Genomic DNA, 20,804 nt, shown 5'->3' on the forward strand with positions numbered 1-20,804 from the left:
ATACTTTTATACATCCTAAGCTATTACAGACTATATGTGATGATGAATCTGCTTCGTTTAGAATCAATAAAAGTAAGCTGACAACAATATTTATTAACAATCGTCGGTATTAAAGAGAGGCATTCACACCTTACTATATATAACCGCACTTAAATTGTCCTTATTTCAAAAACTACCGGCTTATAAAGTTTTTTATAAACACAAGTTGTAAACAGTATTTTTATTTTTGTTAGATTCAAATAATAAATTGTTTTTATTATATTTTATAACATTTTTAACTAGGGTATAAGGAACCGCGTTAACTTTATCTTGATAAGTTTTTAAAATTTTTTCCTAAGCATATTCCTTTCTAAATAATTAACAGCTAGTATGTAGAAGTTATGTGGAAGAGGACGTATCCCTTTTCTGTCTGTAAGAGTACGAGGCGAGTATGGCACGCAGAACCAAATTGCAAACATTTGAAGTTGAAGTTGAAGAAGCCCTCACAAAAGCTATGAACTTTGATTTCGATAACACAGGATTTGAAACGATATCATCCAATAATTCTGAAAATGTTGTTAATGTTGATGATCTGATTCAAAAAATTGCAATGGCAGAAGAAGAATTTTTTGCTGAAAACGGTACTTCAACTTTTGTTTCTAATATTCATGATGAAGCTGTTGTTGATAAATCCGTTGTTGAACAGCTTTTTGCTCCAAAACCTTCACCTGATATCTCAGGTGGAACTGTTCATAATACATTGTTGCCTACAAAACTTCTTCCTGCAAATGATGATATAACAACCCCTGTAAATTTTGGACCATTCAAGCAGCGTTCTTCCTCTCGAGTTTACTGGTATACAACAGCGCTTAGTGCTTTATGGGCAACGGGAGGAGCTTTTATTGCGCATAAACTCGCACCTACCGGACTAAGCTCCTTATCCAATATTAGCACTTTTGTTACATCCCCAACAGGACTTGCTGTAGCAGCCGGAACAGCAATTCCTATCCTTATATCTTGGGGCGTTGCTCAATTAACAAAACGTTCAAATGACTTGCATAATATTGCACTTCTTATGACAAATGCTGCACAGCGCCTTAGTGAACCACAACATTTATCTGAAAAACAAGCTATTGCTATAGGGCAAACCATTCGTGAAGAAGTAGCGGCAATGAATGAAGGTATTGAACGTACCCTCGGACGTGCTGTTGAGCTTGAAGCAATCATTCAAGGTGAAGTTCACAATCTAGAACAAGCCTATGCTGAGAATGAATCACGCATTCACACATTAATCAAAGAATTGAGTAATGAACGCATAGCCATTTTGAATCATGCAGATCGCGTACAATCAACAATTAAAGGAACCCAAGAACAACTGAGTGATGAATTTGGTTTGGTTACCTCTAACATTGTCACCAATGTTGAAAAGCTTGCACAAACCCTTTCTCAAACTTTACAAAAACAAGGTGAAGACCTTGTTGAAAAACTTTCCTATGCTGGTGATGGCGTAACAAATCAGCTTGTTGAAAAATTTAACAAAACAACAACACAAATTCAGCAGAAAAACACAGAATTTTTTCATGAATTAGGAAAAAACTTCGATGGTTTTGCAAAACGATTTGATCATAATGAAAAACAAATAGAAAAAACCTTTAATGAAACAGCTGAAAAAGCGGAAGTGCATGTTGCTAAAATTGCAACACATATACAAGCAGTAACAGATCAAACTTTGCACGCTGTCGATGAAAAGTTTAAAGCCTTGGATAAAGCTCTTATTGATCGTAATAATCAATCTCTACAGAATTTTGATGAGAAGATCTTAAAGCTCGACGACCAAGCACATAAACTCTCTTCTAAATTTGATAACGTAACCTCGCAAGCAATTGGAGCCTTTGAGAAACGTTTAACAACTGTTGATCTTTCTCTTAAAGAACATAGTGATTCCATCATTGATTCCTTTATAGAACGCAGTCAGGCTTTAGAAGATAATGCTGAAAAACTTGGTAACTTCTTAGAATCTCATGTCTTGAAAATAAATGAAAACCTCCAAGAAAAAACAGCAGACATTACCCATGCATTCACAAATGGACGTGAAGCTATTCTTTCTGCAATTGATAAAAGTAAAGAAAGTCTGAGAGAAGAAATTCAATATGTCGACAATGCCATTGTTGATATCATACAAGAACGTTCACAAGATTTTAAAATACAACTTTCTGATCAACGAGCTCTTATGGCAGACATACTTGATAACGAGAAGAATAAAATTGCGGATACATTAAGAAATCAAATTGATGTCTTGTCCCAAAATACTTCTCATATTGAAAAAGTTTTGGCTGACAATATTCAAGTCGTTGATAAACAAGCTGAAAATCATATTACAAACATCATTCAATGCACTGAAAAACTACAAGATGTCATTGTACAAAGCTGCAATACAACTCAAGATGCTTTAGAAGCACAAGCGAGAAATATTGATATCCGTGCCGATGCTCTGCGTGACTCTTTAGCAATTAATAGTTTTTCTCTCAATGAAGTTCTTGCCGATCAAGCACGCACACTTGAGCAACGCATGGAAACAATCCATAACCTCATTGCAAAAAGTGATATACGTGTCGATATTGCATTGAAACAACAAATAGATTTAGTTGAGAGTGCAATTGTCGCCAATAATAAAAACATTACTGAAACGGTTCAAGATCATATCAAAAACATTGAAAGCCATGCCGAAATTTTAAAGAATACTCTCTCTCAATCGAGTGGTGTTTTCTTTGAAACCCTTGAAACACGTATGGAATCATTCGATACAGATCTAGAAGACCGTGCACACAAAATTTTTGAACGGACAACAACGCTAAAGGAAACATTATCTGAAAAATTTAGCCAAATCTGTGAAGCCATTGATATGCAAACATCTGTTATTGAGGAACGTTCTGACACGTTAAAAACGTCTCTCATGCTTAATAATGAGCAAAGTCAGATAATTCAACAAGCGCTGGAAAACAGTGTTGACAATATGCGTGTAACCTTAGAAGACTCTGTTAATATAGTTACAGATAACCTGCATAATAAGATTATAAAAGCTTCTGATATTCTTTCTTCTACGAGTGAACAAATTCTTTCATCTGTTACAAATGTTACTGCACAAGCAGAAAATATTCTCTCAGAATCAAGCAATCGCATTGTATCAAATGTCAAAAAAACTGTTTATGATACCAGTGAAAAAGTTCTGTCCGTTCTGTCTGAACAAACAGCGCATACTGTCGAAGCTTTCGCAACAGCCAGTCATAATGCACAAGCATTATTGAATGAAACTATTCACACATCAACAACAGCAATAGAGCAAGTCCTTAATGAACGCTGTGATGTTCTTCATCACTCTATGCAAAATCTTAAAAATAATTTAGGATATCAGCTCTCTGATGTAACGAGCCGTCTGGAAAATGCAGGAAATCAAACAACAACACAAATTTCACAACATGTTGGAAAAATAACAGAGCTTACAAATCACTTAAATCAAGCAGCGCAAAATACGACAGAATCAATTGATTCTTTAACACAGCATATCGGTGAACAACTCTCTCTTTCCACACAAGATGCTGAACAAAGAATTTATGCACATAATGAATCTTTAGTCAATAGCTTAACCAAAGCTAACTCTGAAACACTTCAAACAATAACGGTTATGAAGGAAGAGCTTGTTAATAATGTCTCTTCCATCTTAACACAGTTGAATCAATCAATTTACAATTTTCACGAAAATAGTAATGTTTTATTATCAGCTGTTCAAAATATTGATGGTCAGTTTAATGAGAGTGCGAATAATTTTTTCCGCAACACGGACCAAGTAGCAGAGCGTTTATCAGTCTCAAATCAAGCGCTCAATAATAATGTTGAAATTCTACAAGGACTTTCAAAGAATACCTTTGAACAAATTAGTCATATAACAAGTAGCTTTGGTGAACATGCAAAGACACTCTCCCAAACTATTCACGTTCTTGAACAATCTGAAAATTCACTTAGTGCAACACTTGAAGAAAAACATAATACGCTTTCTGTATTAAGCGATGCTCTTGTTTCAAAGTCTCATGAAATTAATCAAATGATTGGGCATTATGAAAAAATCTTCAACTTAGCACTTGAACGCTCTGATAAGAATGCGCGTAACTCCACAAATTCATTCCAACAATCACTTAATAGGCTTGTTAGTGAAGCATCAACGCGTTTTTCAGAAGCAGCAGAAGATATACGTCGCTCCGCTGATGAAGTTCGTTTAGAGCTTTCAAAGATTAATGATGATATCAATGAAAATGTAAAAAAACTTCCAGAAAAGACAAAAGAGACAACACAAACAATTCGCACAGCTTTGAATGAACAGATTACAGCGTTACAAGATCTAGTCAGTGTTATACAAAATGATCAAAAGAGCGCAAAAAAACAGCTGATATCAGAATTTCCTGCATCATCAATGTTTAATCAAAGAAGTGACAGTTCCACTGAGTCCATTAAAAAAATCGTACCACCTAAGCCTATTTTGCAACAAGATCAAAGCAAAAAAAGACCAAATAAATGGGTGTCAAATCTCTTAGAAAGGGCTTCACGTGAAGAAACGTTTTATGATGTTCCCCCTAGTGATAATGTTTTAACATCAGTGCAAACAAAACCATCTCCTGCAAATAGCTCTCTTAATTCATTAGCCTCTGGTATAGTACAAGCTATTAATCATAATGCCATTGTTGAGCTATGGGATCATTATCAACGTGGACAAAAAAACATCGTAACAGAACGCCTTTATACCTTAAATGGACAAAAAATATTTGAAATGATTAAGAGAAAATATATGAGCGATTTTGAGTTTAAACGTTCAGTGAGTCAATATATTACAGATTTCGAAAAGCTCTTACGTGATATATTGCACAGTTCTGGTTCTTCCAACTCAGTTCGCAAATACCTGATATCAGATACCGGAAAAGTTTATACTATGCTTGCTCATGCAAGTGGTCGAATCCAATAAACAAATAAGAAAGTGGAAAAATATTTTTTCCACTTTTTCTCTCTCTCCAGTTGTTTTAGTGGTTCATCGTAGAGTCCTTTTCTTTCAACTGTAGCTTTGTACTTTAAAGGCTGGAATAATTGGCATGCGGTTTTCTTTGATATCCTAAGCAATACCCCTAAAGAAGCATATTTTCTTATCCTTCTCTTAATCCCTTTATTTTTCATAGTTTCATAAAAATACAAAACTGATAATATTATTTATTTGCTCATTCTCAATATTTTTCGTGCTTTTGTGAAATAGTTTATAAGAAATATTTCTATTTCTTTCTTAGCTTGAAATATATAAGTAAATATTTTTTATTATTATAGGTGGATTTGAAATGAATGAATTGTATTAAAATTTTTCACTCAACATACGAGAAGATCCATTATAAATTATAAAGCAACGTATTATACGGAATATATGAACTTTAGGTATAAAACATGCAATTACAGCTGTTTCGGATATACCTTTCGTTTATTAAAACACACATTTGTCAGTATATTAAAAATATACAGCTCGCATTATTAAGAGTTTAATTGAATAATAAACAAAACAACTTTCATTTTTAAAGTTCCAATTTCCTTTAAAATAGCTGAAAAAACAATTTATAAATTACAAATTGTTATTTAAAATTTCTTCTACCTCCGTATGAAACTTTAAATAAAATATATATTTTATAAAAAACGGATGAAATTAATAGGGAACGCTCTTCTGTTCTTTCCTTATTTTGTAAACATTGCAAAAAAATAATGGCTTGATAATGTAATCGTTAGAAAATATTTTATTTTTTCGTAGACTAATCAATTTTTACGCGTTTTATTAAGGATAAGAAAAAACTAATCGTGTTGCTATCAATGAAATTATTCACGCACACAAACAAAAAGAAACATCAAACTGGTTTTACGATCCTGAAAAATTTGCTCATGCTCATGCATTTTGGTATTCAGAGAAATGAGGATCTATTAGTGGACAAAACCTTATCGTAGATGGAATACCTCGTATACACATACGCTAACTTGGATATCATAAAAATGTCTAGAAAACGAAATAGTGATTTCAGTTCACCAAAAGCTGAACTTGACAGTGCCGCACTTTTTTATCACCAACATCCAAAACCTGGAAAATTGGAAATACAAGCAACAAAACCTCTTGATAATCAACGTGATTTAGCTCTTGCTTATTCTCCAGGCGTTGCAGCACCATGTCTTGCGATTCATGAAGATCCCACTCTTGCTGCCCAATATACCTCCCGTGCTAATTTAGTCGCTGTTATATCCAATGGAACTGCTGTTCTTGGTTTAGGAAACATTGGTCCACTCGCTTCAAAGCCAGTTATGGAAGGCAAAGCCGTTTTATTTAAAAAATTTGCGAATATTGATGTTTTTGATATTGAAATTGATGCATCCGATATAGAACAAATGGTGCAAACAATATCGATCTTAGAACCTACATTTGGTGGTATTAATCTTGAAGACATTAAGGCTCCTGAATGTTTTGACGTCGAAGAAAAGCTTCGTGCTAAAATGAATATTCCAGTTTTTCATGATGACCAACATGGAACTGCCATTATTGTTTCTGCGGCTGTATTAAACGCTTTAAATCTTTCAGGAAAAAAAATTGAAAATGCAAAAATAGTTACTTCAGGTGCAGGTGCTGCTGCCCTAGCTTGTCTTAATCTTTTGGTTCGTCTTGGGGCGAAAGTTGAAAATATTTGGCTTAGTGACTTAGAGGGTGTTGTTTATGAAGGTCGCAAGACCCTTATGGATCGTTGGAAAATCAATTACGCACAAAAAACGGACGCGCGTACTTTATCTGATATCATTGATGATGCGGATATTTTTCTAGGCCTATCTGCGGGTGGTGTTTTAAAGCCTGAATATCTTAAAAGAATGGCTCAAAATCCACTCATTTTAGCGCTAGCTAATCCAGTACCAGAAATTATGCCTGAAGAAGCACGCTCTATACGGCCAGATGCAATGATATGCACAGGACGCTCTGATTATCCCAATCAAGTTAATAATGTCCTTTGTTTTCCCTACATTTTCCGTGGAGCATTAGACGTAGGTGCTCGTGCGATTAATGAAGAAATGAAAATGGCAGCTGTTCATGCGATTGCTGCCCTTGCACGTGAAGAAACTTCAGATGTTGTAGCACGTGCATACTCAAAAGCACCACCCAACTTTGGACCAGACTATCTGATCCCCTCTCCTTTTGATCCGCGTTTAATACTGCGTATTGCTCCCGCTGTTGCTAAAGCAGCAATGGCAACTGGTGTCGCCATTCGTCCCATTGAAGATATGGAAGCCTACTATGATATCCTCAATCGATTTGTCTTTCTTTCTGGTTTAACAATGAAACCTGTTTTTGCTGCAGCAAAAACAGCAAAACGTAAACGCGTCATCTATTCCAATGGTGAAGATGAACGCGTCCTTCGTGCAGCACAAGTTGTCATTGAAGAACAAACAGCAACGCCTCTCCTTATCGGCCGTCCACATGTCGTGGAAGCGAGATTAAAACGCTTTGGTTTAAGAATTCGTCCTGGTATAGATTTTGAATTAACAAACCCTGAAGATGATCCACGTTTTCGTGATTATGTTAATTTATTTTTTCATTATACAGGAAGGCGTGGTGTTACGCCTGAAATGGCAAAAACAGTAGTAAGAACATCAACAACGGCTATTGCTGCCCTTGCCGTCATGCGTGAAGAAGCAGATGCAATGATTTGCGGCTTAGAAGGACGTTTTGAACGACAACTTGAATTGATTGAACAAATTATCGGTCTTGATCCTAAAGTTCACCGTTTTTCTGCTATGAGTTTGCTTATCTCTCAACAACGTACTCTTTTCCTCACAGATACTTACGTCAATGAAAATCCTTCTGCAGAAGAAATCGCTGAAATGACTGTATTGGCAGCTCAAGAAGTTGAAGCATTTGGAATAACACCAAAAGCAGCCTTATTATCACACTCAAACTTTGGTTCTAAAAATACAGAAAGTGCGCGTAAAATGCGACGTGCAACAGAAATTCTTGCCAAATTACATCCTGATTTAGAAGCAGATGGCGAAATGCATGGTGATGCTGCCCTTTCCAAAGTTTTTCGTGATCGTGTTTTTCCTGACTCTCGTCTTAAAAGTGAAGCTAATTTGCTTGTCTTTCCAACACTTGATGCAGCCAATATCACGCTCAACACTGTAAAAAGTCTCACAAATGCACTCCATGTTGGTCCTATTTTAATCGGGGCAGCACGTCCCGCCCATATCTTAACGCCTTCAGTAACTTCACGGGGAGTTGTTAATATAACAGCCCTTGCTGTCCTTGCGGCCAATAGAAAAAATAGTCTCGTAAAATAAATGCGTAATAAAATTTCAAAGTTTTTTAAATATTGAGATATAGTATTTCATGTATTGTAAACCTCTTTTCTCTATAGAAAAGACAGCTATATTCTGGATTAAGTCTTTTTTTTAAAGAGAAAAAAGGCTAGAAGGATAATATTAAATGTATTTTGAATTTACTAACTCTATAATAAGGAATCCTTACATTGCCTTCCACGTTTGATAAAGTTGCTGATATCATTGCAGAAATCAGTGAAATTGATCGCAATATAATTACACCTGAAAGTCATACAATTGACGATCTAGGAATTGACAGTCTTGATTTTCTTGATATTGTTTTCGCTATTGATAAAGCTTTCGGAATAAAAGTCCCTCTAGAACAATGGACACAAGAAGTCAACGAAGGTACCGTTACAACAGAAGAATACTTTGTTCTTAAAAACCTTTGTGCAAAAATTGATGATCTCGTTGCTTTAAAACAGGCGGAGTAGTTTTTTTTACCATGCATGATCAATCTGTATTCATCACTGGTATAGGCCTCATAAGCTCTCTGGGGGAAGGAACTGATCTACATTGGAATCTCTTAAATGATCCAATCCGTACACCAAACCTAGATTATACAACGTTTTCACCCTACACGGTTCATAAATTGCCTGAAATTGATTGGAGTTTACAAATTCCTAAAAAAAGCGATCAACGGCAAATGGGAACATGGCAGCGTCTTGGTACCTATGCGGCTGGTCTTGCTCTTGATGATGCCGGCATGAAAAATAATGAACAACTCACTTCAACAATGGATATGATCGTAGCAGCAAGTGGAGGAGAGCGTGATATTACTGTTGATACACAGATTCTTTCTAAAGCGCGCACAGTTGCCGATCATGCCTCTATGTTAAATGTTGCTCTTTCAACCGAACTTCGTCCAACTTTATTTTTGGCACAACTTTCAAACCTTTTGGCAGGAAACATTTCAATTGTTCATAAAGTTACTGGATCATCTCGTACATTTATGGGAGAAGAAGGAAGTGGGCTTTCTGCACTTCAAATTGCTGTAGCTCGTATTCAATCAGGTCAAAGTACCCATGCTCTTGTAGGAGGTTCCTATAATGCACAAAGTTATGATATGTTGTTGGCGCATGAACTTGGTGATCTTTTAACCCATAATGGATGGAGCCCAGTGTGGGATCGTGAAATCCACCCTGGCGGCGGTATCATAGCCGGTTCTGGTGGTATCTTCCTAGTTCTTGAAAGTGGAGAACATGCAAAAAAGCGCAACGCACGTGTTTATGCTGAAATTAGCCAAATTATTACAGACCAAACAGATAGAACCAAAATTCCACTTAGAGAATCAATTGCAACAATGCTAAAAACTGTGGGCGCTCAATCTGCCCTAGCCATTTCAGCGGCCTCAGGAGCTCACGAAGCAACCAAGGCAGAACAAAATGCTCTTGATAATGCTGATCTATCTTACCGTGGCATTACAACATTATTTGGTTATATGCGGGAAGCACAATTTCCTCTAGCTCTAGCTCTTGCAGCGCTTTCAATTGAAAAAAAACACAGTTTTCCAGCGTTAAGTTTTCATGAAAAACCTTTTTCTAAAGAAGTACGTGAAATATTTGTTACAACTATTGGTATAAAAAGAGCTGAAGGTATTGTGCGTCTTACAGCTGTTTGAAGGGGAATTTCTATAGTGAAATATCATGATCATTTTGGGCGTCCACTTGTAGCAATAACTGGGGCAGGCATTGTCACATCACTGGGACGAGGAAAACATGAAAATTGGCAAAAATTAACAAGCGGTGTAAGCGGTATCCACAAAATAACACGTTTTCCCGTTGAGGGATTAAATACATATATTGCTGGAACAATTGATTTTCTCAAAGAAAGTACACTTGGTGCTTCAGCTCTTTCTGAGAAGCTTGCACATCTTTCTGCTGAAGAAGCTTTGGAACAAGCTGCTATTGATAAAAAAAATTTTAATGGACCACTCTTTCTAGCTGCTCCTCCTGTTGAACTTGAATGGACCGCACGTTTTAGTCTTGATCAAGAGCAAGAGTTCAATGGTGAACCTTCTTATGCACATCTTCTTAAAGTCTGTAAGGATAAACTCCATAAAAAGCTTTTTGAAACCACACAATTTGGTGCAATTGCAGAAAAACTTCAAAAAACATTTGGCACAAAAGGACTTCCTGTTACACTTTCCACTGCTTGTGCATCTGGGGCAACAGCAATTCAACTAGGAGTTGAATCTATTAGACGAGGAGAGACAAATCGAGCTCTCATAATTGCGACAGATGGATCAGTTTCAGCAGAATCTCTCATCCGTTTTTCGTTACTATCTGCTCTTTCAACCCAAAATGATCCTGCTGAAAAAGCAGCAAAACCCTTTAGCCGTGATCGGGATGGTTTTGTTATGGCAGAAGGCTCAGGTGCTTTTGTTCTTGAGTCTCTTCAAAGCGCATTAGACCGTAATGCTACAGTTTTAGGAATTTTAGCTGGCTGTGGAGAAACCGCTGATGATTTTCACCGTACACGTTCAAAACCTGATGCATCACCAGCAATTGAATCCGTTCGCAAAGCTTTAAATGATGCAAAAATAACCATCAATGAAATTGATTATATTAATGCACATGGAACTTCAACACCTGAAAATGAGAAAATGGAATATCTTGCATTATCAACAGTATTCGGTGATCTTTTAGAGCATATTCCAGTCTCTTCTAATAAATCAATGATTGGGCATACATTAACTGCTGCTGGTGCAATAGAAGCGGTTTTTTCGCTTTTAACCATTCAATCGGGGATACTTCCACCGACAATAAATTATGATAATCCTGACCCTGCTATCCCTTTAGATGTTGTTCCGCATCATAGCCGTAAAGCCTGTGTCAATGCGGTTTTGTCAAACTCATTTGGATTTGGTGGTCAAAATATGAGTCTTGTTATCACTGCATATAAAGGATAATCCTTTAATAATAAAATTTTATAACGCTAACCTAATAACATATTTAAAGGGGATGGTAATGCGTGCACTGCAACTTTTCGATGATCGTCGGCTCGAAATCACCAATATTTCCCCGCCATCTTCACCTAGTATAGGTGAAGTAACTGTGCGGATAAAAGCCGTTGCTCTTAATCATATTGATGTATGGGGATGGCGAGGCATGGCTTTTGCGAAAAGAAAAATGCCACTCATCATTGGTGCAGAAGCCTCTGGTGAGGTTATACAAATAGGAAATGGCGTTGAACATCTCCAACTTGGACAGATTGTCTCAATTTATGGTGCACAAACTTGCGGTGTATGCCAAGCTTGTCATGAAGGGCGGGATAATCTTTGCAGTCATGTAAAGGGAGTCTACGGTTTTCACCTTGATGGATTTGCGTGTGAGCTTGTCAATTTGCCAGCACGTTTATTGGTTCCATCACCTCCTCAATGTGATGAATTGCAGGCAGCAGTTGCTCCAATTACTTTTGGTACCGTAGAACACATGCTTTTCGATAACGCAAAACTACAAGCAGGAGAAACAATCCTGATACAGGCTGGTGGTTCAGGTATTGGCTCTGCAGCCATTCAACTTGCAAAACGCATGGGCTGTACAGTTATCACAACTGTGGGTTCAGATGAAAAGATTGCAAAAGCACACTCTCTTGGAGCAGATCATGTGATTAATTATCGTAAAGACCGTTTTGAAGGTGTGGTGCGTAAATTAACCCAAAAAAAAGGTGTTGACGTTGTTTTTGAGCATGTTGGTGTAGATACATGGAACGGTTCTCTGTTATGTATGAAAAAAGGAGCACGCTTAGTGACTTGCGGTTCTACCTCTGGTGTTTCAGCACCAATAAATCTCATGCAATTATTCCAACAACAACTTAAGATATTCGGTTCATTTGGCTGCCGTATGGAAAATATGAAAAATGCCATGCAAAAAATGGCAGAAAAAGCCGTACACCCTGTCATTGATACAATTGTTGAGCTGGATGAAATTGATACAGCTTTAAAACGAATGGAGAGCCGTGATGTTTTTGGTAAAATTATCCTTAAAATCGATTAAATCATGATGAAGCTTTCTCTTAAAAAAATCATATATCATATTAAAATTATAGCTAAAAAAATATCCTACTTGTTATGGGCATATCTGCTCTTTGGTTCTTTATTTATTCTAAAATGCTTTCCTCCCAAAATGGGAATTTCTTTTTTTGCTTGGTTAGCAAAAAAAATTGGTCCCCTTGTACATCGTCATCAAATCACACTTGCAAACCTTAGGAGTGCATATCCAGAAAAAACAGAGCAAGAACTCCATGCGATTGCAATAGAAATGTGGGAAAATATAGGACGTTTCCTAGCCGAATATATTTTTCTTGATAAAATTTTTGATTTTGATCCTCATGCAAACGAGCTAGGTTTCATTGAGGTTAAGGGCATTGAAATATTTGAGCGATTAAAAAATGAAAAAAAACCACATATTTTTTTCACTGCGCATACTGGAAATTTTGAACTTTTGCCTATTTGCGCACAAAGTTTTGATCTTAATGTTACGGTATTATTTAGACCACCTAATAATCCCTATGTTGCCAAACGCGTCCTTAAAGCACGACAAACTTCTATGGGGCATCTTGTTCCCTCTAAGGCCGGTGCAGCATGGGCATTAGCAGCCAAATTAGAAGAAGGTGAAAATGTTGGTATGCTCGTTGATCAAAAATTTCGCCGCGGAATCATGGGAACATTTTTTAACAGACCTCTTAAAACAAATCCCTTAATTATAAAACTTGCTCGACAATATGATTGTGATATTTATCCAGCACGTTGTATTCGTTTGCCTAGTGGACGTCATCGTTTAGAGTTATATGAACATGTAGAACTTCCACGTGATGAAAAAAACGATATCGATATAGCTGCTTCTACGCAAAAGTTAAATGATATTGTTGAATCTTGGGTCCGTGAATATCCTGGACAATGGATGTGGTTACATAGACGTTGGGACATCTAACATAAGGCTCTATTGCTTATAAAGGAAGTGCAAATGTTAGCCTCAAAGAATATCAAAGATCTCACTGAAATTATCACTGCATTACGAAATTCTGACAGTGGTTGTACCTGGCATAAAAAACAAACTTTTGAATCCCTCATACCCTATATGCTCGAAGAAGTTTACGAAGTCATCGATGCTATTGAACGAAAAAACCGAAAAGATCTCTGTGAAGAACTTGGGGATCTTCTTTTACAAGTTATCTATCATGCTACCCTTGCACAAGAAGAAGGAAGCTTTACTTTTGAAGATGTTGTTTATGCAATCACGGCAAAAATGATTCGACGCCACCCGCACGTTTTTGGAAATGCCGAGGAAAAAAAACGCGGATTTATAGAAGAGGAATGGGAATGTATAAAAAAAAGAGAACAGGTTGAACAAAAAAATTTGAGCGAAGAAAAAAACAACAATTCCTCCACAAGCATACTCGCAAAAGTAAAACAAATCCAGCCAGCAAACCAAGAGGCACTTGCTTTACAAGAAGCAGCAGCTAGAGTAGGTTTTGATTGGAAAAAAAGTGATAAAGTTTTTGAAAAAATAGAAGAAGAACTCGAAGAGCTCAAAGAAGCCATCAAAAATAAACAAAATTCAGAGATAGAATCAGGGTTTGGAGATCTCTACTTTATACTCCTTAATCTCGCACGCCACTTAGCGATTGATTCACAAAAAGCATTAAAAAAAACGAATATAAAATTTCGAAATCGTTTCGCCTATATTGAAGAAAAGCTATCCACTCAATCTAAAACACTCACTGACGCATCCTTGAATGAAATGGAAGCACTTTGGAAACAAGCTAAAAATGAACGATAAAAAATAGTAGATTTCTTCCCTAAAAGAAAAATTTTCCCTAAAATTACTGAATTATAATTTAGCTCAGCTTAATTTGTTTTATATTGATCCTGCGTAGCAGGACGAAGTTCCACCGATTCGCCACACCCACATGCTGAAACCTGATTAGGATTTTTAAAGACAAAACCAGACCGGAGCGTTGTCACTTCATAATCCATCTGCGTCCCTAATAAAAATAATACCGCATCATGTGCTACAAAAACACGGGCACCATTCACTTCAACAACATCCGCATCTATCTCCTTTTCTTTAACAAGAGTAATTGTATACTCCATCCCTGCACAACCACCTTTTTTGATACCAACAAGAATACCCTGTGCATCTTTTGCATCCATAATCGCTTTAACACGATCCACTGCTGCTTCCGTCAAATTTATTACCGAAAAACGGCTCATCGTTTACTCTTTTCTTAGTTCAATAGACACTTTGAAAGTTTTTCCTCTATAATATTTTATCTGGTGTTTTAGAAAAAAAATAACAAAACATTAATTAAAGCATTCTGATCTTGTTTATTTGGATAAAAACGCATACCCATAAAATGAGATTTGTGATTATACAATCCAGAACTTACAATTTTTTGTCCACATAAAATGCAAAATGCCTCGTCTATAAAAACTCTAAACAAAGGAAAACGTTTCAATATCATACATTTACTCCTCTCCTTTTAAAAATCTTTATCTTTTTAGAAAAGTAACGATTAGATAAGGAAAAAATATACCTCCCGCATTCATTTGCTCCCCTCCTTCTCCAACCCATACCCCTAAAGCCACCAATCTTACCCCTTCAAAATCTGCAAAAGTAGTTAAATGCATACATCTATTAAATATAGAGCTAAAAGTTTAATGATCACAAAGAATTTTATAGATTCATTACGTATCTTGAACTGACAACAAAATATTGATGTCCCCAATTTTTACTTTCAAAAACTCTAAGTGCAAAAGCATTTTAGATTTTATTCTGTTTATTTTTTCTCTTGCCTTTAAAGAAACAGTCATTTAATCGTTTTACACAAACTCGGAGCGTAGCGCAGCTTGGTAGCGCACTTGACTGGGGGTCAAGGGGTCGTGGGTTCAAATCCCGCCGCTCCGACCATTTTTAAAATGCTATAAAATAAAAAATAAGCTTACTTAAAAAGTGAATTATTATGCATTTCAATTGCACATACATGATTTTTTTCTTCAACGTAGAATAATGTGCAATAATATTTTATCATAAATTCGAGATAAGCTGTTTTATTAAAATAAGATTCGTTCTTAGGAACACACACACACGAAACGCGAGACCTTTTGCCTCGCGTTTTTTATTCTTCAGAAAAATTTATAATTATTCGGTCTTATATTTTCTAAATTTTCCTACACGATAATTTCGCTGTTATCATTTTTTGTAATGGATGGTGACATCTGTACGGTTATCTTTTTAGGTTTTAATTCCGCTGGCATTTCCCGTTTAAGCTGAATATGAAGAAGCCCATCTCCAAGTTCTGCTCCAATAACCTTAACATGATCAGCCAAATGAAAACGCCGTTCAAAAGCACGCGAAGCAATGCCTCGATAAAGGAATTCTCGCTCTTTATCATCATTTTTAGTCTTTCTATCTCCCTTAACGATCAGCTGGTTACAATGCGTTTCAATATCAATTTCATCTTGAGAAAAACCAGCAACCGCCATAGAAATTCTATAAGAATCTTCAGTTAAACGCTCGATATTATAAGGGGGATAAGAAGAAACTTCATCTGGTTGTGTTCTAGAATCAAACCAGTTAAAAAGATGATCAAAACCTACTGTGGAACGATAAAATGGTGAAAAATCTACTTGACGCATAATATTGCCCTCCTCTAGAGCGACTATAACTTAATAATTAATTCACAAAGTTCCCAAATGGCAAACTTACTTGTGAACCTGCGGCCCCATCATGGCAACCACACCATATTATCTGGTAATCGTTTTTCTTTATTTCAACTCTTTGGGACCTAAATTGATAAAAACTATCTAAAAAGCAATATATCCCTTTTAAAATCCTTTTTCTTCATTACATAAATGTCAAAGTTCTCTCATTATCTCACGTTGCATTAAGCGGCAAATACACTGTAAAGGATTTCAATTGGAAACACCTCTTTATCCCATAGAATGGGGTTCCACTCCTCCTAATATCCATCATGGTACTCTGAAAATAGCAATAGATCATGAAATTCGTTTTGCGATAACATATCCTGAGGTGGAAAAATCTAAGGGAACAATTGTTATTCTCAAAAGCTACGCAAATACTTTAGAAAAATATTTTTTATTAATAAATGAAATTTCTAAACGCGGTTTTTATACAGCAATATTTGACTGGTTTGATCAAGAAAAAAAATTCTTCAAGATAAGAAAACAAAGCCGACATCATTATTTTGATATAAATAATGATATTAATGACTTATATAAATTTCTTAAAAATATTGTTTATTCCAATTGTCCGCCGCCTTACTCTATGCTCACCTATGGCATAGGTGGATTGATAGCACTTAGCGGATTAGATCTCATTCATCATCAGTTTAATAGATTGCTCTGTGTTTCTCCCCTTTTTGCTCCATTCGGCAATAAAACGAATGGTTTTCAACATAAATTAACACAATTTCTTTCTGATATAGGTCTTGGCTTTATACCAGCGAAAGATGGGAAAAAATTAAACAAAACAAAACAAAAAAATATACAATTGGAACACATGCATAAAGTGCCAATCCCTTCCATTAAGCCCCCAACATCGCAATGGATGGCATCGGTATTTAATGCGATTGATTCTATGAAGAGAAATGTACTTCACGGAGATTTACGAATCCCAACACTCTTTATTCTTGCCAATCAAAACAATATTGCAAACAACATTGAAGTACGGCAATTATGCCAACACACACGTCTGACAGAAAGTATTACTATTAAAGGTGCTGAACTGGATACAATTATGGTTAATGAAGATTATAAAAAGCAATTTTGGGCAGCATTTGATGCATTTATCCCCAGTAATGTATCTATAAAATAAAACTAAACCTTAATTTCCGCTCCGCCCCATCAAAAAAGTAAATTTCTACAAGCATTGGGTCTACAAACACTTTTTAATATAACGGATTTTACTTTCCAACGCCCCATATGATTCGTTTTCTAGCCTCTACAGGCAAGCCGTGACCTAAACATTCACCACGCGTTCTAATAAAAAAACTAATATACAAAGTATATCATTACATTAAACAATATTATTTTACATAATAAAAAATATTTTATATAATTAATAAAAATAATAAATACATATGTTAATATAACATGGTGCATATTTATAAGTAAATCATCAAAATACTATTTCTGATATATTTTAATTGATGATTTAATAATATATCTATAAAAACAATATTTTTTATCTATTTAAGAAAAAACTGAAAATAAAGCGCGTTTAAATAATTATTACAAATCTCTATAAAAGCAAATAACTATAAAAATTCTATTTCTTAGGAGAACTTTTTAAAAACAATAAATTAACACAATATTCTTCTAATTGCTCAATATAAGAAATCCCTACAATAACGGTTTTCATAAGTTTTTTAATGGAATTCTGATAACAATCAGCAAATTTAAAAGAAAAGATAGCAATGAATCATTTTAAAAGTTTTAGAGAACCCTTTCTTTTTCAAAATAACATATATTTCGAATTTAACCAACTCACAACGAATATGCTGTATTCTGAATAAGAATGTAAGAATTAACCATTTTGCCATTCATTTCAATTATGAGCATTTTACCATCTTTTTTATAAATACTCTATATTGTATAATTGATGCGGCAAAACTCTGACAAATGGAGCCATTGGAACATAATCATGAAACGAATCCTGCTCGCAGAAGATGATAACGATATGCGTCGCTTTCTCGTAAAAGCCCTAGAACGTGCAGGCTACGAAGTCGCCGATTTCGATAATGGTATTAGCGCATATGAACGTTTACAAGAAGAGCCATTTTCCCTTCTCCTTACTGATATTGTGATGCCAGAGATGGATGGTATCGAACTTGCACGACGTGCTACTGAGATTGACCCTGATTTACGAGTAATGTTCATTACAGGTTTTGCAGCGGTAGCACTCAATTCAAATAGCGATGCCCCTCCTGATGCAAAGGTTCTCTCTAAGCCATTTCACTTACGTGAACTCGTCAATGAGGTTGAAAAGATCCTTATCGCTGCTTAAAAAGTATTTTTTTAAGTTATTTTCATCTGTTGAAAGAGAAAATGAAATTAGGCATTGACGTTTGGCATTCTATATGGTGTATGCAACATCAATAAATGGGCGTGTAGCTCAGCGGGAGAGCACTACGTTGACATCGTAGGGGTCACAGGTTCAATCCCTGTCACGCCCACCAGATGCTTTTGCTTATTCTACAACTTGCTGTATTTATACATCTTTTTTACTTTGATGGATTCTTGAATAAAGCTGAGGAAATAACATTTTTTAACATTCCTCTACAAAAGTAGTATTTTCTCTCTTTTTGATTCGTGAATTACTTCTAATATTTGTTTGAATTTTTCTAAATTCTCTTGTGTAAAAACATCTAAAAGTCTAGAAAACACGCCAACAATTTCACAATTCAACGGGTTAGAAGGCTTGATCGTAAAACTTGTGCGACAAGCGTATGATTCTCTTCTGAGGAGGCATGCTCCACATCTTCTTTGTACCAAAGGATGCCATTCATACCGTTTATCAGGACGCCGACCTAATTCATTCCCCTCTATAGGAAATTCACGAATATAGTTACAACGACATAAAAGCTCTAAAGCTTGCTTAACGGTTTGATTGTCTGTTAAACATTTCCAATCACGTTTATAAACATCCCTTGCTGTAAAAACATCGGGTAAACAATCACAGCGTTCAACAATTAATTTTGCACGCTCTTCTGTTAATGTATCCCCCGCCGCATAAAGACGCTTTGCATGGCTTATCAAATATTTTTCCCAATACAAGGCTCTCTCAAGGGCATCTCTATTGATTTCAAAACGCCCCCCTTCACTCAATTCAAAAATCAATGCAAGGGTTGGTATGGTTTTATTCATTTTCAAAAGATGTGCTTGTAAACTTGCAGAGAAATGACCACTATTTATTTTTTTCTGAAAATTTTCCCACCATACACGAAACATTTCTTGAGCTTCAGTAGAAAAGCGTATGGTAATAGGGTGTTTTGGTGATCCTAATGGTTTATCATAAAGGGAACGAAAGACTCCTTGATAACTTTCCCATGCCTTTTGATTGGGAGGTCTATCAACCCATAAACGCTCTTTTCGTTCATCGGGAAAGACCAGCATTTGAAACCGTTGCAATAAGCCGTCATTATTTGTTCCATGGTGCATTGCTTGAATGATGGGAATAATTCGTGAAGGTTGAATGCCCCCAATAATGGAAATGGTTGCATTGGGAATAAAAATGGTTCCACGTCCTATACGGTCATAGGTGTATGATTTTTTACCATTAAAAGCTGTGAGATAAAAGGCACGGTCTGATTGATATTCCTTGCGTTCCAAATCGGATAAAAAACCAGATAATTCATCACGAACCATCAAGAGACCACGGGGGTTTTCTTTTAACAATTCCCCAAGCTTTTCGACCGTCACATCATTGACAATAAGACGTCGTTTATGAAGCGTGTCATCTTCCTCACTTTCTTTATGGGCAAGAGATTGAGAAAGAAGAGCAAGGGCTTGTTCCTCATCTTGATCTTTGAGTGCTTTATAGGCTTGTTTTTTCTTTTCTCGTTTATCTAATTCAATAAGAATATCTTTTGTTTCTTGCTGTTTTTTCTTCTTTACCCACTCTTGATGCCATTCATCTTGAAATTCATAAAGAGGTTCTAAAGCAGCTTCCATGGTATCTGTTTTCATAGTTGAAGGTTCCCCCACAATGGCACCCCAGAGATTAGGAACAATTGTCCAATTGGCATGTTGTTTTGGAGCAATCCGCACGCCATTGCCAATGAGAGCAGCCAAACCACATAAAGTAGAGATAGCCACAAAATCGATAGAAGATTGTTGAATATCAGCAACGTCATAAACATAGTTTATTAATGGTGTTGGAAGCTGTAAGAGGCTAAAAGGTTCAACGGGTAAAAGAGCACTATCAATCTGTTGTAATTCCTTCCAACCATTTTGTTGCAAGGCTTGTTCATAAGAATTAGAAATCTTAAAACAAGCCCGTTTGCTTTCTCGCAATGATTTCTTTTTTTCTGCTAGAGGTCGAGGGCCTCTTGCTGATAAATGTATGTCAAGGTATATGCAACAGGCGGAACTGAATGCCTGCCCCCATGATTTTCGCTCTAGTTTACGCGATTGGCTTGCTGAAACAACTGATGCCCCCTATGAGGTCGCTGAAACCATTTTAAGTCATACGGTCGGAGGACAAGTAGAGCGTGCCTATCGTCGCACTGATTATTTAGAACAGCGTCGTGTCTATATGGATAAATGGGCGGCTTATGTCACAGGTCAATCTTAAGATATGGGGTGCATAACCCCATTATCTGTGGATAACTTTTGCTCTCTTCTCTCTCATTCTTTCTCAATAAGATTCATAAAT

The 20,804-nt window shown here is 36.1% G+C and carries 13 protein-coding genes, 2 tRNA genes and 1 pseudogene; 13 read left to right on the forward strand and 3 right to left on the reverse strand.

From position 1 onward, the window contains the following. Nucleotides 1-430: 430 nt before the first annotated feature. The 8 genes from PVV60_RS01940 to mazG all read left to right on the forward strand — a co-directional run bounded on the left by PVV60_RS01940 (nucleotide 431) and on the right by mazG (nucleotide 14,186). Entirely contained in the window at nucleotides 431-4,990 is a 4,560-nt protein-coding gene (locus PVV60_RS01940; protein WP_273722726.1) for a hypothetical protein, read from the forward strand. A gap of 1,055 nt (nucleotides 4,991-6,045) precedes the next feature. After that, nucleotides 6,046-8,364, forward strand: a complete 2,319-nt coding sequence (locus PVV60_RS01945; protein ID WP_273722728.1) for an NADP-dependent malic enzyme — start codon at nucleotides 6,046-6,048, stop codon at nucleotides 8,362-8,364. A 188-nt stretch (nucleotides 8,365-8,552) separates the two neighbouring features. Further along, nucleotides 8,553-8,837 (forward strand): acyl carrier protein, encoded by a 285-nt coding sequence (locus PVV60_RS01950; protein WP_183194441.1) that lies wholly within the window; start codon nucleotides 8,553-8,555, stop codon nucleotides 8,835-8,837. A gap of 11 nt (nucleotides 8,838-8,848) precedes the next feature. Then, nucleotides 8,849-10,024: a beta-ketoacyl-ACP synthase gene (locus PVV60_RS01955; RefSeq protein WP_273722730.1), complete on the forward strand. Its 1,176-nt coding sequence runs from the start codon at nucleotides 8,849-8,851 to the stop codon at nucleotides 10,022-10,024. 15 nt (nucleotides 10,025-10,039) lie between these two features. Then, a complete protein-coding gene (locus PVV60_RS01960) occupies nucleotides 10,040-11,314 on the forward strand; it encodes a beta-ketoacyl-ACP synthase (protein ID WP_273722732.1) in 1,275 nt (424 codons plus the stop codon). Between the two features lie 58 nt (nucleotides 11,315-11,372). Continuing rightward, nucleotides 11,373-12,401 carry a zinc-binding dehydrogenase gene (locus PVV60_RS01965; RefSeq protein WP_273722733.1) on the forward strand — a complete coding sequence of 343 codons (1,029 nt, stop codon included), beginning with the start codon at nucleotides 11,373-11,375 and terminating at the stop codon, nucleotides 12,399-12,401. A 6-nt stretch (nucleotides 12,402-12,407) separates the two neighbouring features. Beyond that, entirely contained in the window at nucleotides 12,408-13,337 is a 930-nt protein-coding gene (locus PVV60_RS01970; RefSeq protein ID WP_273722780.1) for a lipid A biosynthesis lauroyl acyltransferase, read from the forward strand. Between the two features lie 33 nt (nucleotides 13,338-13,370). Then, the gene (gene mazG, locus PVV60_RS01975; protein ID WP_273722734.1) at nucleotides 13,371-14,186 is read left to right on the forward strand and encodes a nucleoside triphosphate pyrophosphohydrolase; all 816 of its coding nucleotides are present in this window, start codon (nucleotides 13,371-13,373) and stop codon (nucleotides 14,184-14,186) included. A 68-nt stretch (nucleotides 14,187-14,254) separates the two neighbouring features. Here the strand turns inward: mazG and PVV60_RS01980 are convergent, their stop codons facing one another. Continuing rightward, nucleotides 14,255-14,620, reverse strand: a complete 366-nt coding sequence (locus tag PVV60_RS01980) for an iron-sulfur cluster assembly accessory protein (RefSeq protein ID WP_273722735.1) — start codon at nucleotides 14,618-14,620, stop codon at nucleotides 14,255-14,257. Between the two features lie 620 nt (nucleotides 14,621-15,240). On the opposite strand from PVV60_RS01980, the gene PVV60_RS01985 reads away from it, so the two are divergent. After that, nucleotides 15,241-15,317: transfer RNA gene (locus tag PVV60_RS01985), tRNA-Pro, on the forward strand. Nucleotides 15,318-15,577: 260 nt separating this feature from the next. On the opposite strand, the gene PVV60_RS01990 is transcribed toward PVV60_RS01985, so the two are convergent. After that, nucleotides 15,578-16,045 carry an Hsp20 family protein gene (locus tag PVV60_RS01990; protein ID WP_273722736.1) on the reverse strand — a complete coding sequence of 156 codons (468 nt, stop codon included), beginning with the start codon at nucleotides 16,043-16,045 and terminating at the stop codon, nucleotides 15,578-15,580. 280 nt (nucleotides 16,046-16,325) lie between these two features. On the opposite strand from PVV60_RS01990, the gene PVV60_RS01995 reads away from it, so the two are divergent. From PVV60_RS01995 to PVV60_RS02005, 3 genes are all read left to right on the forward strand, one after another. After that, on the forward strand, nucleotides 16,326-17,243 hold the full coding sequence (locus PVV60_RS01995) for a serine aminopeptidase domain-containing protein (RefSeq protein WP_273722737.1): 918 nt from the start codon (nucleotides 16,326-16,328) through the stop codon (nucleotides 17,241-17,243). Between the two features lie 828 nt (nucleotides 17,244-18,071). Further along, nucleotides 18,072-18,434 (forward strand): cell cycle two-component system response regulator CpdR, encoded by a 363-nt coding sequence (cpdR, locus tag PVV60_RS02000; RefSeq protein WP_005773448.1) that lies wholly within the window; start codon nucleotides 18,072-18,074, stop codon nucleotides 18,432-18,434. Nucleotides 18,435-18,531: 97 nt separating this feature from the next. Next, nucleotides 18,532-18,606 (forward strand) — tRNA-Val (locus PVV60_RS02005). A gap of 100 nt (nucleotides 18,607-18,706) precedes the next feature. Here the strand turns inward: PVV60_RS02005 and PVV60_RS02010 are convergent. Further along, nucleotides 18,707-20,413, reverse strand: coding sequence for a YfjI family protein (locus PVV60_RS02010; protein WP_273722782.1), 1,707 nt, complete (start codon nucleotides 20,411-20,413; stop codon nucleotides 18,707-18,709). On the opposite strand from PVV60_RS02010, the pseudogene PVV60_RS02015 reads away from it, so the two are divergent. Then, a pseudogene (locus PVV60_RS02015) lies at nucleotides 20,406-20,723 on the forward strand (tyrosine-type recombinase/integrase); the annotation flags it as partial. The gene PVV60_RS02010 and the pseudogene PVV60_RS02015 overlap by 8 nt on opposite strands. Nucleotides 20,724-20,804 lie beyond the last annotated feature (81 nt).

This window comes from Bartonella sp. AU18XJBT (assembly GCF_028618595.1).
GTDB lineage: Bacteria > Pseudomonadota > Alphaproteobacteria > Rhizobiales > Rhizobiaceae > Bartonella.

Excerpts from the sequence above, each read along its gene's own strand:
- PVV60_RS01940 (WP_273722726.1), top strand. The coding sequence starts at position 431 with ATGGCACGCAGAACCAAATTGCAAACATTTGAAGTTGAAGTTGAAGAA.
- PVV60_RS01945 (WP_273722728.1), top strand. The coding sequence starts at position 6,046 with ATGTCTAGAAAACGAAATAGTGATTTCAGTTCACCAAAAGCTGAACTT.
- PVV60_RS01955 (WP_273722730.1), top strand. The coding sequence starts at position 8,849 with ATGCATGATCAATCTGTATTCATCACTGGTATAGGCCTCATAAGCTCT.
- PVV60_RS01965 (WP_273722733.1), top strand. The coding sequence starts at position 11,373 with ATGCGTGCACTGCAACTTTTCGATGATCGTCGGCTCGAAATCACCAAT.
- PVV60_RS01970 (WP_273722780.1), top strand. The coding sequence starts at position 12,408 with ATGAAGCTTTCTCTTAAAAAAATCATATATCATATTAAAATTATAGCT.
- mazG (WP_273722734.1), top strand. The coding sequence starts at position 13,371 with ATGTTAGCCTCAAAGAATATCAAAGATCTCACTGAAATTATCACTGCA.
- PVV60_RS01980 (WP_273722735.1), bottom strand. The coding sequence starts at position 14,620 with ATGAGCCGTTTTTCGGTAATAAATTTGACGGAAGCAGCAGTGGATCGT.
- PVV60_RS01990 (WP_273722736.1), bottom strand. The coding sequence starts at position 16,045 with ATGCGTCAAGTAGATTTTTCACCATTTTATCGTTCCACAGTAGGTTTT.
- cpdR (WP_005773448.1), top strand. The coding sequence starts at position 18,072 with ATGAAACGAATCCTGCTCGCAGAAGATGATAACGATATGCGTCGCTTT.